Below are 16231 nucleotides of genomic sequence, written 5' to 3'. Positions count from 1 at the left end.
AGAAAGGGTTTAAATGCAAACAAAGATTGATTACAAAGCACTTACAAAGGAATTTAACACGCCTTTTTATCTTTATGATTTTGATAAAATTCGGTCAAATTTTAAGGCACTCAAAGAGGCTTTTAGAGCCAGAAAGTCTCAAATTTTTTATGCTGTGAAGGCAAATTCAAATTTAAGTTTGCTTTCAATGCTAGCAAGCCTTGATAGTGGCTTTGACTGTGTTAGCATAGGCGAGGTAAAAAGGGCTTTAAAAGCGGGTGCAAAGCCTTATAAGGTGATTTTTAGCGGGGTAGCAAAAAATGAAACCGAGCTTAAAGAGGCTTTAAAACTTGGCATTTTATACATAAATTTAGAAAGCTTTGAGGAGATGAAAAGCCTTGAAAAAATCGCCAAAAAACTTCACATAAAAGCGAGAATTTCAGTGCGTTTAAATCCAAATGTCGATGCAAAAACCCATCCTTACATATCCACAGGTCTTAAAGAAAACAAATTTGGCGTTAGGCTTGATGAGGCTAAAAAGATTTATCTTTACGCCGCCAAAAGCGAGTTTTTAGAGCCTGTGGGGGTGCATTTTCACATAGGCTCGCAAATTACTGATTTAAAGCCCATTTTTGAGGCTGCTACGCTAACCGCAAAGCTGGTTAGAGAGCTTAATGCAGCCAAAATCGAGCTTAAATTCTTTGATGTCGGAGGTGGGCTTGGCGTGGTTTATCAAAATGAGAGCGAGCCTGATTTAAATGCCTACGCACAGGGCATTTTGGCTAGTTTAAGTGGGCTTGATTTAACCATTTGCCTAGAACCAGGGCGTTTTTTAGTCGCAAAGTGCGGAGAGCTAGTAACTAGCGTGCTTTATGAAAAGATGAACGGCGACAAACGCTTTGTCATAGTAGATGCTGCTATGAATGATCTTATGCGTCCTAGCTTATACAAGGCTTATCACGCCATTGAAATGCCTTACAACAGCGGTGAAATGAGCCTTTGCGATGTGGTGGGGGGCATTTGTGAGAGTAGTGATTTTTTCGCTCAAAATAGAGCCCTGCCAAAGGCTAAAAATGGCGACATTCTCATCATCAAAGACGCTGGCGCCTACGGCTTTTCAATGAGTAGTAATTACAACACCCGCCCAAGAGCTTGCGAGCTAGCCCTTGAAAAGGGACAAATTCGTCAAATTCGCAAAAGAGAGAGCTTTAGGCAGCTTATAGAAAATGAAGTGGGGTTTTTGAAGTAAAATTTAATGAGAAAAAAGTTGAATTTTGTTACAATAAAACATTTTGTAAAGGCTTTTGATGAATACATTAAATTATGATTTGTATGAAAATGATTTTATTGAAAAAACACAAATTCGCACTAGTGTATTTAGCGTAAAACCCTTTGTCAAGTGGGCTGGAGGCAAGAGAGGGCTACTTCAAATCCTACTTGGTCTAATGCCTAAAAAATTTAATGCTTATTTTGAGCCTTTTTTAGGTGGCGGAGCACTCTTTTTTCATCTTGTAAGTGCTGGGCTTTTGCAAGATAAAAAGATTTATTTAAATGACAAAAATACCGAGTTAATCAACTCTTACAAGATTATCCAAAGCACACCAAAAAAGCTTTTAAAAGAGTTAAATTTAATGCAAAAAGCCCATAATAAAGAGCATTTTTACAGCATTCGTTTGCTAGATAGAAAAGAGAATTTTCACTCTTTAAGCCCTATTTTCCGTGCAGCAAGATTTATTTATCTTAACAAAACCTGCTTTAATGGGCTTTGTCGCTACAACGCAAAAGGGCAATTCAACGCCCCTATGGGTAGCTACAAAAACCCCAAAATTTACGATGAAGAGCTGATTTTAAACGCTCATTTTGCCCTAAAAAATGCTCTTATTTTAAATGAGGATTTTGAATTCGTGCGAAATTTAGCTCAAAAAGGAGATTTTGTGTATTTTGACCCGCCTTATTTTCCGCTAAATCCTACTTCTAGCTTTGTTAGCTACACGGATAATTTTTTACAAAACGAGCAAATAAGGCTTTGCGAGCTTTTTAAAGCTTTAAATTCAAGCAAGGTAAAGCTCTTGCAAAGTAATTCAAACACAGAATTCATTAAAAAATTATATGCAAATTTTGACATTCAAACCGTGCAAGCCAAAAGGGCTATAAACTGCAAGGGCGATAAAAGAGGCGAGGTAAGCGAGCTGATTATAAGGGGTGAAAATGAGTAAAAATAATCAAAGCTGGGCGAAAATCTATAAAGATTTAGGCATTGCAAAGCACTGTTTTAGCAAAGCTCCATTTTTCATAAGTGCCGAGCAGATTAAAATTTGTGTCAAAGACTTTGCCAAAACTTCGCAAAAAGAAGTGCGTGTGCTTTGCAAACAAGATAGTCGTGAGGAACGCCCACAAGTTTTTATCGACAATGAGTTGTTTATTTTACCTATAAAAAACGGCGAATATATCATTTGCAAGGGTGAGGGCTATGTCAATATCCCTGAAATTCACACACCTTGCCTAGACTACACAAGCAAACTAGATTTTAAGCTTAAAAGCTCTCAAATAGGCGACAGCGAAATGCAACACTTGGACTTTGCCTATGCTTCATCGCTTATCCGTTCGTTTTTGGGCGATGATAGCCTTGTTTTAAGCATTCGTGGGCGAAAATACACGCCAAAATTCAACTTTAATACAAATTTGTATCAAAATATTAGCGTGGTATCCGTGCAAACCGAAGTGGATAGTGGCTTTGAGGGGAGAGATAAAGTCGTGCTTGTCGAAGCCAAAAATTCACATACGCAAAATGTCATAATTCGTCAGCTTTACTATCCGATGAGGCAGTGGAGCATTTACACACAAAAAGAAGTCATTACTCTCTTTTTTTTGAAAAAAGAGACAATGAGTTTTTGCTATGGGAATTTGGTTTTGAGGATATTTTTGACTATAATAGCATTTTTTGTAAACAAAGTGCGAAATTTAAAATTAAGGAAAAATAATGCTTTTTGTAGATGTGCAAGGGACTTTAATAAGTGATGTGGATAAAAGCTGTATTGATGGGGCTTGCGAGCTTGTGAGCTTTTTGAATTCAAAGCAAATTCCTTATCTCATCATCACAAACAACACCAAGGACTTGAATTTCTTAGAAAATTTACGAAAAAAAGGGCTTGAGATTAAGGAAAATGCCTATTTAGATCCCTTTTTTGTGCTAAAAGAAAGCTTAAAGCCTTGCAAGGTAGCGGCTTTTGGGGATAAGAAATTTAAAAATGCCCTTTGTGAGCTGAATTTCAGCCTTGATTATGAGGAGCCTGAGGCTTTGATCGTGGCAAGTTGGGATCAGTTTCATTTTGATGACTTTGCCTTGATGATAGAGCTTATAAAAAAGGGCGTTAGGCTCATTGCTATGCATGAAACAAGCATTTACAAAAAGGGCGATAAGGCTTATCCTGGAGTTGGTGCTATGATGCAAATGCTTCACTATGCTACAAATGCTGAGTATGAGGTCTTTGGAAAGCCTAGTGTTGCCTTTTATGAGCTGGGTTTAGAGCTACTTCAAAAGCAAGAAAAAGGGGCTAAATTTAGCGATATATTAATAATAAGCGATGATTTTAAGGGAGACTTAGTAAAGGCAAAGGAGCTAGGAATGAAGATAGCCTTGGTTTTAAGCGGAAAGATAAACTCAACAAAGGGGCTTGATTTGAAAGATGAGGATAGGGTGTATGCTAGTGTGAAGGAGTATTTAAAAGAGTTGAAAGGGGCTTGAATTTAATGTTTTGCTGTGAATTTAAACTTTTTTTTGTGGGCTTTTTAAATTCGGCTTGGCTCGGCTTTGGGCGATAAATTGATTTTAGCGAACTCGGCAGACCGCTACCGCTCTTGCCTTTCGTCCGCTAAAATCAATTTCTTACTTCAAATCCTATGCCTTTAATTAACGGAAAATCCACGCCTTTAAGCGAATGTGTGAATTTGAGTGTTAAAAATGCGTGAATTTTCGCCTTAATTTTAGCGATTGCGTGAATTTTTACACAAACTTTGTGAATTTTTTGTAGAATTCACAAAAAACAAAGGACACAAATGCCAGATTTAGCAAAGCTAAGACAGCAAATAGACACCCTTGACGAGCAAATACTATCCCTTTTAAACGAGAGAATGGCTGTTGTCAAGCAGATTGGCAAGTTAAAAGATAAGACCCAAAGCCTAATCTACCGCCCTGAAAGAGAAAGAGCCATTATAAAAAGGCTTGAAGCCCTAAATTCAGGGCTTTTAACAGCAAAGGCAATAGAAAGCATTTACCAAGAAATCTTTGCCTTTTCTCGCAACCTAGAAAAGCCTCAAAGCGTGGCTTATTTAGGACCTGAGGGCAGCTACACGCATCAAGCAGCGATGAGCCGCTTTGGGGCAAGTAGTGCTTATTTGCCCCTTGCAAACATAGAAGCTGTCTTTAAAGAACTTGCAAACAAGCAAGTAAATTACGCCGTAGTTCCCATAGAAAACAACACAGCAGGAGGGGTTGGCGACACCCTAGACTGCCTTAGCAAGTATCAAAATGTCAAGATTTTTGCCGAGCTTTTTATGGACATTCATCATTCTTTTGCTAGTTTAAATAGCGATTTAAAGGGCATTAAACGCATTTTTTCTCATCCTCAAGGCTACAATCAATGTCGCTTGTTTTTAGAATCTCATAATCTTTCTGAGCTTGAATTTATAGCTTCAAAATCCACCTCAAACGCTGCTTTTTTAGCCTCAAAGGACGCAAATGCGGCTGCGATTTGCTCTAAAATCGCTGCAAAGCTAAATAATTTACCCATACTCTTTGAAACCATTGAGGATAATGCGGCAAATCGCACGAGATTTTTGATTTTAAGCACCGAGAAGTTTCCCAAAATGCAAGGCTGCAAGACTTCCATCCTAGCTCACACCGCACATAAGCCAGGAAGCCTGAGCGAGCTTTTAAATGATTTTAAAAAATCTTGCATAAATCTAACCCGCCTTGAAAGCCGCCCTGTAAAAAGCCGTGCCTTTGAATACAGCTTTTACATAGACTTTGAGGGGCATATTGATGATGAAAATGTCCAAGAAATACTTGCTAAAAACGCCGACATAGTGTGGCTTGGGTCATATTTAACAGGAGAAAACAATGAACTTTAACGAGCATTTAAAGAATTTAGCAAACTACGAGCCGGGCAAGGATATAGAGGTGATTGCTCGTGAGTATGGGCTTAAAAAAGTCATCAAACTAGCAAGCAATGAAAACCCCCTTGGCACAAGCAAAAAGGTCGTAGAAGCCTTGAAAGAGTTTGCCAACACAGCTCATCTTTACCCTGATGATAGTATGAGCGAGTTAAAGGGGAAGTTAGCAAGGCATTACGAGGTGAGCGAAAACGAGCTTATCATAGGGGCAGGAAGCGATCAAATCATTGAATTTGTAGTGCATTCAAAGCTAAATTCAAAAAACGCCTTTTTGCAAAGCAAAACCACCTTTGCTATGTATCAAATTTATGCAAGGCAAGTGGGTGCAAAATGCTACAAAACGCCAAGCATAACGCACGAGTTGGCTGAATTTAAAGAACTTTACACCGCGCATAAAGATGAAATAAAGGTTGTTTTTTTATGCGTGCCAAACAATCCCATAGGCGAGTGCTTAAACACTAGCGAGGTGCTTGAATTTATCGAGCTTGTAGATAGGGACTGCTTGGTAGTTTTAGACTGCGCCTACAATGAATTTGCAAGTTTTAAGGACAGCAAAAAGCATTTAAACCCCCGCGAGCTAATAAACAAATACGACAATGTCCTTTATCTTGGCACTTTTTCAAAACTTTACGCACTTGGAGGGCTTCGTGTGGGCTATGGCATCGCAAGGGAGCAAATAATCAAGGCTTTTTATAAATTGCGAGCGCCCTTTAATGTAGCAAATTTAAGCCTAAAAGCCGCTTGTGCGGCTTTGGATGATAAAGAATTTGTGGCAAAAACCCTTGAAAATAATTTCACTCAAATGAGGCTTTATGAGGACTTTGCGAGGCAAAATGGCATAAAATTCATTAATTCTTATACAAATTTCATTACTTATTTCCTTGATGAGGGTGAAAATTCAAGTTTAGAAAAAAATTCAAGCCTGAATTCTAAAATGAATGTGGCACAGAATTTAGACAAAAATTCAAGCTTAAATTCAGTGGCAAGTTCGCAAAAAGGATTAAACAGCACAGACTTAGCAAATGCCTTGCTTAAAAAGGGCATTATCATTAGGGACTTAAAAAGCTATGGGCTTAATGCCATTCGCATCACCATAGGACTTCAAAGCGAAAATGAGGCATTTTTCAAGGAATTCAAGGGGCTTTTAAGCTAGATTTAAGTTAATTTTAAGCATTTTAAAAACGCAATTTGTTCTTATCAAGCAAATGGACATTGAAAAAATAAGGCTTGTCGTGTCCCTTAAAATGAGTAAGATTTTTTGGCAAGATGATTAAGGCATAGCCACCTTGTTCGTTTTTGTCCGAAAAAAATTCCTTTTTTGAGGATAAATAAGCACCAAAATTTGGGTCTAAAATTCGCACAAAATCTTAGATTTTGGCGATTGATACTTTTAGCTGATATAATAACAGCTAAAAGCTTGGTAAAATCGATCTTAGTATATATTTTTGCACTATATTGGAAAGCGTAAATTTAGACAAATTTTAGAGTGTTTTTGTGCTGATATTTGCGTAAGCAAAATCGCCCTCTTTGCAAGGTGTCTCGCCCTTGCGTGAATAGGATAGTGCAGCAAGCTTTTAACCCTTAAAGAGTGTGAAAAAATCTCAGCGGTGAAATCGAAGTTGATGAGAGCTACTTCGGTGGTGTGCGTGGAAAGCGTGGGCGTGGAGCTGGAAAAAAACACCTGTGTTTTTACTTCGTGCTACGCACTCGTAACTGCAAGCAGAAGGTATGCTAAAGCGAAACGGCTGCGTTTATACGCTCAAACACTTGCTGTGTCAAATAGCTGCTGCCTATAATAAAGGACTTTTCAGAGCTTGAAGAAAGTGAAATTTACAGCGATAAGCTTAAAGCCTACGGTGCCTTGGTAGATTTTTTGTTTCGTTTCGTCTTGCAACTTTGCAAGAAGGAGCAAAGGCACATTACAGAGTAAAACATAGCAAAAACGAGTTTGTAACTGGGCGAAACCATATCAACGAAATTGTGAATTTCTGGGGACCTTACAAAGGCTAGATTAGGGGGTTTCACGGCAAGGGAATTTTTCACGCATTTGAAAGAGAGTGAATTTCGATCTAATGTCAAGGTTAAAAACGAAAATTTGTATAAAATTTTGTTGAAATGGTTTAGGAAAAATCCTAGGTCATTTTAGCTAAAAGCATCAATCGCCTAGATTTATCACCACCACAAAGTGTAAAAACGAGGCTTATCTTCTATCTTAACAAAGCAGTTTTAAAAGCAAATTTAAACTTATCCATTTTATACTTTTATAGCCCCAAGCATAGCTATTAAGTCAGCAAAGCTTACCATATCAGTGCGTAGTTTTTTTTCACTCATCATTTGCAAGATTTCAAGCTCGCTAAATTTTTGCACATCTATCATATTTAAAAGAGTTGCAAGACTTGCTGCACCGCAAGATTGCTCATAATTTTGTTTAACAAGATCTTTATTTTTAAGCTCTTGGTAGGATTTTACCGCAAATTCAGCACTTAAAAATAAGGGCAAAAAGAGCAAAAAAAGATTTTTCATAAATTTAGACTTTTTTATAAATTTTTTTTTGTAAATTTTTTACAATTTTGGCTTAAAATTTTTTGGCGATAAAAGCCCATTAAACAAACAAGCTCACGCTTTTATATCAACACTTTCAAGTTGCTTTTTATCGCTTTTTTAGCCATTTTTTTCATTCAATTTAGCGATTTCTTCAAGTATCATTTGTGTGGGGTCTTTATATTCCTCATCGTTTCCAAAAAAGCCACTTAACCCAAAAGACGCCTCATCGATTTCAAGGGCTGCAAATTCTTTGGCAAATTTTTTCCCATATTGCATCATCTCTTGGTAATTTAGGCTTTTGTCAAAGTCTGTCAGCTTGCCAAAATTTGTCGTTTCGCCCTCCACCAAGTATAAATTCCATTCAAAACACCGATTAAAAGCCCACCCTTTGAGATAGAGCCGTCTTTGTTGGTGTATTTGTCCGCTGTTATCGCTCAATGCACTCCGCTTTCTTCGCCACCAGTCAAGTTGTTAAAAATGTTTGTGTTTGATTGAAATACTGTGCTTATGCCCTGTCTATTTTTAAAGGCACTTTCATAGTCAAAACCCTCTATGGCTGTGATTAGCTTACTTTTTGTGTTGTAAATTTTATTTACCTTAAGGCTTTGGTAGTTAAATTCATAGCCTTGCGAAAACTGCGAGATTTCATCTTTTGTAAAGCTATAGTTTGAATTTAAAACATTATATCCCACGACTTGAGAGGGTATTTTGTAAGCATTACCCACGCTTTTGGCTATATCTACGCTATTAAAAGTCCTTGTAAAGCCACTTGTATTTGCATTGACTAAACTTTGCATAGTGCTTGAATGGATTTTATAATCGCTTGGAATTCCCACTGCTTCGTTAAATTCGCTTGTAAAATAGCCAATCTTTACTTACTTCGTAGCCTAGAATATTGTTTGAATTTTGATTTGAATTGGTGTTTTGGTTGGAATTTATGCTTTTATTTTCTGTATTTCTTACGCTTACTTTTAAATTTGCAAGTGGGTTAAATGAGTTTGTGTTGAAATTTATCATATTTTCCTATCCTTGAAAATAATTTTTTTATCCCTTAACCAAAGAGTCAAGGGGGAAACCTACTTTTTATCTCATCAGTTTAGTAGCGAGATAATTTTTTATGGTTTTTTCATACGCAGAACGCATCTCATTGACTATTTTGTTATAGAAGGTATTTGAGCGAATTTTATAAACGGTGTTTAAATTTGTTGCTCCCAATATCATATTCGTTACTGTGTGCGTAATGGTAGGACGATAAGGATTTGCTGTGCTATAAGTTTGCGTTACACTAAATGCCACAAATTGATTTTTCGCATGATCAGCCACAAAAACCAACTCATTATAACATACGCTTATTGAATAAGTAGCAGTTGTTTGTCCGTAGGCATTTTTAGTTGGTAGTAACTCTCAAATTACAAACCCTTTTATATAATAGCTCATTATCACTTAAAAGAGCTATTGTACCTATTTTCATCATGGAAGCATTCCAAGAGAAGTGTTTCTCAACTCCACAAAATACGCTTTGTAACCACCCACAACTTGCTTTGCTTCATCGTTTGTAAGTTTTTTAACGCCGATTGAAGTATCACTCAATGTACCATTTGTAAGTCTTGCAAGTAGATCATCAGCCAAAGAAAGAGTAGAAATTGGCGTACTTGTAAGTACAAGGTTTAGAATTTTGTTAAGTAGTTTTGCCATTTTGAAATTTTGAAATCACTTCGCAGTTATATCATAAAATTTTAAAATGTTAAAATAAAATTTGTCTAAAATTTGAAATTTTATGTGAATTTTTTATGGTTTTATCTTGTAATTTTCAAACATTTTGGTGCTAAAATCAAGCAAAAATCATCTCGAACTTATATCTATGTCTTGCTTTTGAGTGGCTTTTGATCTTTTAAAATGTTTGGCCGTTTTGTCACTGTGAGTAAGGCAAACTTACCTTAAAATAAGCTAAACGGCGTAAATTCAAAATGCAAGCTACTAGGCATTTGTTTTTTAGGTATTTGCAAAGCGTTTTTTTGCAGTTCATTTTTAGGCAAAACGATGAGTGCAAAACCGCCTTCTTTGTGCTTGTCCCATATGCTGAAAAATTGTCGTTTTAAGCTTAGGTATCTACCAAAACTTGGATCAAACACTTGCAAGAAGTTTCCTTTGCTGTTGATGATGATGACAAAATGCGGAAAACGTGGATCATCCTCTATCTTTACCAACAAAGGTATGTCAAGTAGTTTGTCAAGGCTTTGACGCGTGATTTGATATGCACTGCCTTCGTAACCTAGCTTATCAAACACGGCTATTAAGTCAGCAAAGCTTACCATATCAGTGCGTAGCTCTTTTTCGCTCATCATTTGCAAGATTTCAAGCTCGCTAAATTTTTGCACATCTATCATATTTAAAAGCGTGGCAAGGCTTGCTGTGCCGCAAGATTGCTCATAATTTTGTTTAATAAGTTCTTTATTTCTAAGTTCTTGGTATGATTTTACCGCAAATTCAGCACTTAAAAATAAGGGCAAAAAGAGCAAAAAAATATTTTTCATAAAGATACCTAAATTTTAAAATGTTATAGACCTTAAAAAATTCTTGTTTTATAGATAAAATTTGCGAAATTTTATCAAATATTTTAAGTAAAATTTATATGAATTTTTAAAAATGTGTTATAGTTGTAAACAGATTTCAAATTTAAGGATGTAAAAATGTGTAAAACATTTTTTAAAGCTATATTTTTGAGTGTTTTCATTTCTACTTTTTCTTTGGCTGATGATATACTTGCAAGACTTACAAATGGTGCATTGAGTGATAAGTCTGCTGGGGTTAAAGTGTTGACACAAGAAGAAGCTAGTTAGGTTGTGGGTGGATATTATGTATATGGTGGAGATAGAGGCTATATAATATTTGAAAATATCAATGCTAATCTTGTGAAATATGCTGAAATTGGTGTTATAGTTGGCTTTAGCTCGTATGAAATAGCTAATAGAACAAGTTGTGGCTTGGGTGTTGTTGGTGAATGCAGGGGTAATGTTGGCTACTATCACGCACAAAATGCATATCAAAAAATTATTCTATCGCAAATCCCTTAAATAATAGATATATAGCCGTAACAGCTTCCAAAACTACAACTAGGGGGCTTTTTGGGTTGCCACAGTATAAATTTGGCACAAAGGCTGTTGTTGTAGGAAGCTATCAAAATAAAATATATAGAATTAATAATGTCAATATGAATGCTAGGATAATGCAAGAAGTCAAAAAAGCTTATGAAAATAGGCTAAATATGATCTTAATTAATGGCTTTTAGCTTAGTAAATTAATTAAGGAAACTCTATGATAAATTTTAATAGCACAAATTATAACAACTTTTTCTCAAACATCAAGATCAATGTAAGAAACAGCGAGGATAAAAGCTCATCAACTTTAAATTCCAAGCTTTCAAGCCAAATAAGCTCTAAAAATTCAAGCACTGAGGTTCTAGGCTATAAAATAGACAAGGATGGTTATTTCACGGAGGAATTTAACAAAATAGCAGGCATCCCAAATGACTACAAGATACATTCAAGCACCATGCAAAGCTTTGCTAAAATGGGAGCAAATCAAAATAATTTTTTTAGAACCTTTGACAGTATAGACATAGCCAAAAGCGTAGGCAATGCCTATGCCATCCTTTCTCAGGTTGTAGGTTTTAAATTCTAAGAATAGTTTTAGTAAGGAAGAAATAGCAAGCTTTCCACAAGGTTATGAGTATAATAAGCAAAGCTTTGAAATTTTACAAATTTACAATACAAGTGGCGAGTTACACAGTGTGGCACAAAGATATGATAATGCACAAGCAGAAAAAAATAGAGAGGGGTTAAATAGTTTATTTTTTAATGTTTTTTGAGATAAGAGTGCAATTGATATTTTTAATAATCACAACGCAGGCAAAGAATCAACAGAGCCTGCTGGAATGCACTGGGACACCACAGCTGATAAATACACTCAAAGCGACGGTTCCATCACAAAGGGAGGTTTGTTAATTGCTGTCTTAAATGCAAATATATATTTAACAGAAGGTGAAACAAGATCTTGGGGTAAAGGACATGATAGAACTTTAAGCTAAATGCGTGAAAACTTAGCTCTTGTTAATAAACAATTTGGTGAAATGGTAGAAAGATCATTTGGAACAGATCGAAAAAACTATGATGATTTTTTGGCAAATTACAAGGATCCTATACAAATGATGCTTGAATAAATCGCTAAATTTAACAAAGAGATGGCAAAAAAGGCTATGAAACGACAAACTAAGCTTGATATAAAGGCTTAAATGTGAAAAAGCCTTTATGGCTAATCTTTGCTTTATATATTCAGCTTTTTGCCTCTGATGCCATAACAGTAGATTCACTTTTCAAAAAGCAAGTAGGCTTAAGAAGTATCACAAATCTTTCCCTTTTAAGCACTGGCAATGCAAATTCATACAATCTTTACCCCAACATTAGCATTAGTGGCGACCCAACTATATGGAATGACACAAAGCAACTCTCGCTTAATCAAACGCTCATCTACACTCTCACTTCAAGGCTTGATCTGCTCGTGGCCTTCGGTGGTTCGTTTGCACGCAAAGAATTTACAAATTTCACTACAAATGCTTACAGCCACGAATATGATACAAGCTTTAATTCTTTATGGCTAGGCTTTATTTATACTGGAAGTTCATTTTTAGATTTTGTGCCACAGCTTTCTTTGCAAACTTCTATAATTTCACGAGAAAAAATCATAGACGAGCTAAAAACTTTTTATGTTAATTCCTACTCGTCTCAAATAAGCCTACGCGGATATAGCGACCCTGTGGTGTATTTATATGGGCTTTTCGTATAATCTTGATAGGAGGTTTGAATTTATGAAGATCCGCTATGGCAACAGCTTTTATGTGGGTGGGGATTTATCCATAAAGTTAAATTCACACAATAGCAAAAAACTAATAATCAAATCAAGGTAAAAAGGGAACTTAAATTACTTTCCCCCCCTTTTTTTTAGGAGTAGCCTACAACAAGCACACGCAGTGTGCCGATAAATCAATGTAATTCGTAGCATTATACTAATTAAATATCTATAAAATAGGCATTTAATTAGTAAAAAAGCGGACTAAGTCCGTGTTTTCCTATCTTACAGCGAAAAAAACGAAAAATAGAAAATTTTTCAAAAAAAAGTGCCTCGCTGAATTTGTAAAAGAAGAAAAATTTGTATTGAATTTGTCGGAAAATGTGGGACGAGGTGAAAGCCCTATTCTACCACGCTTATAGACAATGTCCACACGCCGAAAAGTAAGTTTTATTATAAAAAAAAGGGGGGGTAAATTTGAATTTTAAAAGAAGCTACACTTGACAAGCTTCGCTTAATTTGCTATAGCATTAAAAGCAAAAATCGAGCTTGTGAGATTTTTGAAAAGCCACGCAGGGCAAATTATCCAAACATTTCGCAAGCTCAAAGTTTGATAATTTGCTTTTGTTAATTTTGTGCTATAATTCGCAAGCTCATATAGCAAAAAATTAAAAAAAAGGGGGGGGGGGAAAGTAGCAATGACTTCTAAAATTGATTACAGCAAGTACGAGGATATGACATTAAGGCAATTAATCATATCGCTCGAGAACGAGAATAAGAAAGCTAATAAGCTCGTGCAAAATTTTCAAACGAAAATCGCACAATCACAAGAGCTTACAAGTTTCTTGCAATCAAAAATTAGTGAAATGGCAAAGAATTTGAAAAGCGACTTCGTTCCGATTAAAAAGGTAAGGGGGGAATATGAGAGCTTTAAAAAGACTTTGTCGCCAGAGAAAATAGCTAAAATTAGAGGTATTAAAACAGCTGAAATGAATGCGAAGTATGATGATGAATGAAATTAACTTTAAACACACTCCATACAAAACGCTAGAAAAGCTGAAAAAAAAAGATCCAGACGATTATTTCAAAATCGCTGACTTTATTTTTGAGGATTTGATAAACACCAAAGAGCCTTTAAAAATGCCAAACTGCAAAAAGCTAGTGAATTTTAAAAATCGCTATCGATGGCGGTTAGGCAATCATCGCATAATCGCCGAAGTAGAAAAGGGCGTTGTATATGTTTTGCAAATTATATACATAGGCAAAAAGGACGAGGACACCTACAAATGAGCGAGATTTCAAGCATAAATTTCAAAAAATCAAAGCCAAATAATCTAGCTCACAGTTTTAAGTCCAAAAATCACTCTTGATCTAGGAGCAGAGCAAAGATTGCAAAGCCCACAGCTAATAAACGGAGAGCAAAACTCTGAACTTCGCTATATACCTACTTTGAGCCTTGGCTCTACTTACAGCATAAACTCAAACACGGCTTTAGTGCTAGTTTTGGTGGTAGCTCTGCTTCTCCTGATTTTATCTTTGGGATTAGTTTGTGGAAGAAATTTTAGCTTTCAAGCTTTTTCTCTCTTAAAAGAAAACTTAAATTTTTTAGAAAATAAATTTTAGTCTTATTAAATTGTAATTTGCAAAAAATTAGCTTTCATTTATATAAAGTGTTAAGTAAATAAGTCGATATATACTGTGTCTTATAAATAAATTTCAAATTTTAGGAATTAAAATATGTCAAAAGCACTTTTCAAGTTAGCATTTTTGAGTGTTTTAATTTCTACTTTTTCTTTGGCTGATGATCTGCTTACAAAGATAAGTAATGGGGTTTTGAGCGAGAATTTTGTGGGCGTGAAAAAGCTGAGTGAAGCTGAAATGTCTGAGGTTGTGGGTGGTTATAAGATAGGCAGTGTGAATTGGTATGTATATACCCACTATCTCATGCCTCAGCGCAACAAACATAAGGCTTGCACGAGGCCGCAAACGCTTAAACAGCCTATTTATGCTGGTTGTTATTGAGGATTAAGTGCGATGTCAAGCTATCTTGATACTAGCGTTGGGGCTGATACTAGGTATTTTAGCCATTCTTCTTTTGGACTTGTTAGAAAAAATTTAACCTTCAATGGCACTAAATTTAATCTCAACGGCATGCAAAGCAAAACGGTATATTCTAGCCTTTCAAATTTAAATCAAGACAAGCTGGAAAGTTTTTCAAATATAGTCAAAAAAAATCTCAATTTAAACAGTCAAAGCGAGATAAAAACAAGCTCTGATTTAGAAAAACACTATGAATTTGCAAATGAAGTTTCATTCAAAGATAAGGTAAGTGGCAACAGAATAAATTTAAGGCTTAGCACTGAGAATTTAGAAAGGCTTAAAACATATTTTGGCTCACAAAATTTTGACAAAGACAAAAACGGACAAATCACCCTTAAAGGCGAGGCTGAAAATTTTGTCTCAGGCTGGTTTGGTGACATAGCTTACAAAAGAAACTATGTGGGCGCAGACACCGATAAAAATGGCTTTTTAAACGACAGCGAAAAGGGAGACACTTTAACAGGATACAGCACAGAGGGTAATTTTGCTGTAGGCAAAGGCTTTAATATTAGCTTTGTTTATATGCAAGGCATTTCATCCTACTTAGCCTATAACAAACACTATGACACAACTTTGCCCAACACCATAGAAAAGGTGCTCAACTCCACTTTAAAAGCGGATGCAAATATGGATGGATATTTGACTCTGGGCGAGCTTCAAAGCAAAGAAGAAATCATAGCTTTAACGCAAAAAAACATAGAGGGTAAGTCTAGGGGGCTACCTGATATGATTAAAAGCTTAGAGGAATTACTTGAAAGAATGTCAAAAGAGAACAAAGAGACAGTTAAAGAGCTTGACATAGACTATGAAAAGATCCTAAATGCCAAAAATTATGCTAGTGTAGATGAGTATTTTAGGTCCCTTGAAAAAGAAATTCAAGGCATTCAAAGCATTTCAATATCGCTTAAAGTAAGTGAGGAACTTGTCATCAACAATCTTGACAATGCAAGTTTCACAAAGGATCTAAATGCCCTTATAGCTGAAATCAAAGAACAAGCGACAAATGCCTTGAAAGTAGACATTTCAGCGTGAATTTACGCTTTGTCCAAATTCATATCTCAATCAAACTTAAATCATAGAATTTTTAATCAATAAACTATAAAAAAACAAAGTTTGTTTTTAATCCATAAGGATAAATTTAAAAGGTTATCGATGCTTTTAGCTAAAATGAGTTAGGAGTTTTCATAAGCCATTTTAACAAAATTTTATTTTTAAGCTTGATCTTAGATCTAAATTAAGTTTCTTTGCTTTTAGATCTAAGTGTATCAGCTAAAAGTATCAATCGCCAAAAACATCAAGCTCACTTCCTTGCACCCATAAATTTACAAGAAAAAGCAAAAGCTACTTACAAGATCAAACAAAACTTAGTTTGTAAATAAAGATCGGCAAAATAGAGAATTTTTTGACCTTGTTTTACAAGCTTACAGCTACAAAATGTCTTTGTGAATTTTACCTAGCTAAAATTCATAGCACAAAGAAAAATTGCCCCTTACTTTAAAAATAGAATTTAGATATAATGGCAAGAATTTAAATAAGATCTTTATTGAATTTTCTTTCAACTGATAAGATAAAATTAAGTTTAATTAAGCCT

General features: G+C 35.5%; 24 protein-coding genes and 4 pseudogenes. 20 read left to right on the top strand and 8 right to left on the bottom strand.

Translation table 11 applies throughout. The annotated features are described in order from the left end of the window. Positions 1–25: 25 nt before the first annotated feature. The 6 genes from lysA (at position 26) to hisC (ending at position 6304) form a co-directional block, all read left to right on the top strand. Positions 26–1228 carry a diaminopimelate decarboxylase gene (gene lysA / locus DMC01_RS00280; RefSeq protein ID WP_142692349.1) on the top strand — a complete coding sequence of 401 codons (1203 nt, stop codon included), beginning with the start codon at positions 26–28 and terminating at the stop codon, positions 1226–1228. 58 nt (positions 1229–1286) lie between these two features. Further along, positions 1287–2195: a DNA adenine methylase gene (locus DMC01_RS00275; RefSeq protein WP_185908533.1), complete on the top strand. Its 909-nt coding sequence runs from the start codon at positions 1287–1289 to the stop codon at positions 2193–2195. Then, the gene (locus tag DMC01_RS00270) at positions 2188–2997 is read left to right on the top strand and encodes a type II restriction enzyme (RefSeq protein WP_221887114.1); all 810 of its coding nucleotides are present in this window, start codon (positions 2188–2190) and stop codon (positions 2995–2997) included. Before DMC01_RS00275 ends, DMC01_RS00270 begins: the two co-directional genes overlap by 8 nt. Next, the gene (locus DMC01_RS00265; RefSeq protein WP_142692311.1) at positions 2960–3724 is read left to right on the top strand and encodes an HAD-IIA family hydrolase; all 765 of its coding nucleotides are present in this window, start codon (positions 2960–2962) and stop codon (positions 3722–3724) included. Before DMC01_RS00270 ends, DMC01_RS00265 begins: the two co-directional genes overlap by 38 nt. Before the next feature lie 311 nt (positions 3725–4035). Continuing rightward, positions 4036–5109, top strand: coding sequence for a prephenate dehydratase (pheA, locus tag DMC01_RS00260; protein WP_142692310.1), 1074 nt, complete (start codon positions 4036–4038; stop codon positions 5107–5109). Beyond that, complete coding sequence (hisC, locus tag DMC01_RS00255) at positions 5099–6304, top strand: histidinol-phosphate transaminase (RefSeq protein ID WP_142692309.1); 1206 nt, start codon at positions 5099–5101, stop codon at positions 6302–6304. Before pheA ends, hisC begins: the two co-directional genes overlap by 11 nt. A gap of 22 nt (positions 6305–6326) precedes the next feature. On the opposite strand, the gene DMC01_RS00250 is transcribed toward hisC, so the two are convergent. After that, complete coding sequence (locus tag DMC01_RS00250) at positions 6327–6512, bottom strand: hypothetical protein (protein WP_142692308.1); 186 nt, start codon at positions 6510–6512, stop codon at positions 6327–6329. A gap of 78 nt (positions 6513–6590) precedes the next feature. Between DMC01_RS00250 and DMC01_RS16270 the strand changes: the two are divergent. Then, positions 6591–6829 (top strand): annotated as a pseudogene (locus tag DMC01_RS16270) (IS1595 family transposase); the annotation flags it as partial. Continuing rightward, the gene (locus DMC01_RS16265; RefSeq protein WP_185908531.1) at positions 6774–6947 is read left to right on the top strand and encodes a hypothetical protein; all 174 of its coding nucleotides are present in this window, start codon (positions 6774–6776) and stop codon (positions 6945–6947) included. The pseudogene DMC01_RS16270 and the gene DMC01_RS16265, both read left to right, overlap by 56 nt. A 487-nt stretch (positions 6948–7434) precedes the next feature. Here DMC01_RS16265 and DMC01_RS00245 read toward each other — a convergent pair. From DMC01_RS00245 to DMC01_RS00220, 7 genes and pseudogenes are all read right to left on the bottom strand, one after another. Beyond that, positions 7435–7674: pseudogene (locus DMC01_RS00245) on the bottom strand (peptidase C39); the annotation flags it as partial. Between the two features lie 138 nt (positions 7675–7812). Next, on the bottom strand, positions 7813–8133 hold the full coding sequence (locus tag DMC01_RS00240) for a hypothetical protein (protein ID WP_142692306.1): 321 nt from the start codon (positions 8131–8133) through the stop codon (positions 7813–7815). After that, on the bottom strand, positions 8130–8531 hold the full coding sequence (locus DMC01_RS00235; protein WP_427846079.1) for a Cj0814 family flagellar-dependent secreted protein: 402 nt from the start codon (positions 8529–8531) through the stop codon (positions 8130–8132). Before DMC01_RS00235 ends, DMC01_RS00240 begins: the two co-directional genes overlap by 4 nt. A 7-nt stretch (positions 8532–8538) precedes the next feature. Beyond that, positions 8539–8712, bottom strand: a complete 174-nt coding sequence (locus tag DMC01_RS12945; protein WP_185908529.1) for a hypothetical protein — start codon at positions 8710–8712, stop codon at positions 8539–8541. A gap of 66 nt (positions 8713–8778) precedes the next feature. After that, entirely contained in the window at positions 8779–9018 is a 240-nt protein-coding gene (locus DMC01_RS00230; RefSeq protein WP_142692304.1) for a hypothetical protein, read from the bottom strand. 147 nt (positions 9019–9165) lie between these two features. Beyond that, complete coding sequence (locus tag DMC01_RS00225; RefSeq protein WP_142692303.1) at positions 9166–9390, bottom strand: hypothetical protein; 225 nt, start codon at positions 9388–9390, stop codon at positions 9166–9168. 242 nt (positions 9391–9632) lie between these two features. After that, positions 9633–10229 (bottom strand): C39 family peptidase, encoded by a 597-nt coding sequence (locus DMC01_RS00220; protein WP_142692302.1) that lies wholly within the window; start codon positions 10227–10229, stop codon positions 9633–9635. A gap of 156 nt (positions 10230–10385) precedes the next feature. On the opposite strand from DMC01_RS00220, the gene DMC01_RS12940 reads away from it, so the two are divergent. The 12 genes and pseudogenes from DMC01_RS12940 (at position 10386) to DMC01_RS00180 (ending at position 15672) form a co-directional block, all read left to right on the top strand. After that, a complete protein-coding gene (locus DMC01_RS12940; protein WP_185908527.1) occupies positions 10386–10535 on the top strand; it encodes a hypothetical protein in 150 nt (49 codons plus the stop codon). Positions 10536–10538: 3 nt separating this feature from the next. Further along, the gene (locus DMC01_RS00215; RefSeq protein ID WP_142692301.1) at positions 10539–10769 is read left to right on the top strand and encodes a hypothetical protein; all 231 of its coding nucleotides are present in this window, start codon (positions 10539–10541) and stop codon (positions 10767–10769) included. 56 nt (positions 10770–10825) lie between these two features. Beyond that, the gene (locus DMC01_RS12935; protein ID WP_185908525.1) at positions 10826–10984 is read left to right on the top strand and encodes a hypothetical protein; all 159 of its coding nucleotides are present in this window, start codon (positions 10826–10828) and stop codon (positions 10982–10984) included. A 26-nt stretch (positions 10985–11010) separates the two neighbouring features. Continuing rightward, the gene (locus tag DMC01_RS00210; protein WP_142692300.1) at positions 11011–11376 is read left to right on the top strand and encodes a Cj0814 family flagellar-dependent secreted protein; all 366 of its coding nucleotides are present in this window, start codon (positions 11011–11013) and stop codon (positions 11374–11376) included. 253 nt (positions 11377–11629) lie between these two features. Further along, positions 11630–11782 carry a hypothetical protein gene (locus tag DMC01_RS12930; RefSeq protein WP_185908523.1) on the top strand — a complete coding sequence of 51 codons (153 nt, stop codon included), beginning with the start codon at positions 11630–11632 and terminating at the stop codon, positions 11780–11782. After that, the gene (locus DMC01_RS15640) at positions 11783–11914 is read left to right on the top strand and encodes a hypothetical protein (protein ID WP_282432202.1); all 132 of its coding nucleotides are present in this window, start codon (positions 11783–11785) and stop codon (positions 11912–11914) included. It abuts the gene before it with no gap. A 74-nt stretch (positions 11915–11988) separates the two neighbouring features. Then, a pseudogene (locus DMC01_RS14600) lies at positions 11989–12619 on the top strand (hypothetical protein); the annotation flags it as partial. A gap of 715 nt (positions 12620–13334) precedes the next feature. Then, complete coding sequence (locus DMC01_RS00200) at positions 13335–13556, top strand: hypothetical protein (protein WP_142692299.1); 222 nt, start codon at positions 13335–13337, stop codon at positions 13554–13556. Beyond that, positions 13549–13830: a type II toxin-antitoxin system RelE family toxin gene (locus DMC01_RS00195; protein WP_246058909.1), complete on the top strand. Its 282-nt coding sequence runs from the start codon at positions 13549–13551 to the stop codon at positions 13828–13830. Before DMC01_RS00200 ends, DMC01_RS00195 begins: the two co-directional genes overlap by 8 nt. A 54-nt stretch (positions 13831–13884) precedes the next feature. Continuing rightward, positions 13885–14105, top strand: a pseudogene (locus tag DMC01_RS00190) (hypothetical protein); the annotation flags it as partial. A 172-nt stretch (positions 14106–14277) separates the two neighbouring features. Next, the gene (locus DMC01_RS00185) at positions 14278–14562 is read left to right on the top strand and encodes a hypothetical protein (protein WP_142692298.1); all 285 of its coding nucleotides are present in this window, start codon (positions 14278–14280) and stop codon (positions 14560–14562) included. Between the two features lie 12 nt (positions 14563–14574). Continuing rightward, positions 14575–15672 carry a hypothetical protein gene (locus DMC01_RS00180; protein WP_142692297.1) on the top strand — a complete coding sequence of 366 codons (1098 nt, stop codon included), beginning with the start codon at positions 14575–14577 and terminating at the stop codon, positions 15670–15672. Positions 15673–16231 lie beyond the last annotated feature (559 nt).

Source organism: Campylobacter troglodytis, from assembly GCF_006864425.1.
Lineage (GTDB): Bacteria > Campylobacterota > Campylobacteria > Campylobacterales > Campylobacteraceae > Campylobacter_D > Campylobacter_D troglodytis.
Note: the sequence above shows the minus strand (reverse complement) of the source record. Positions and strands in the feature narration are given on the sequence as shown.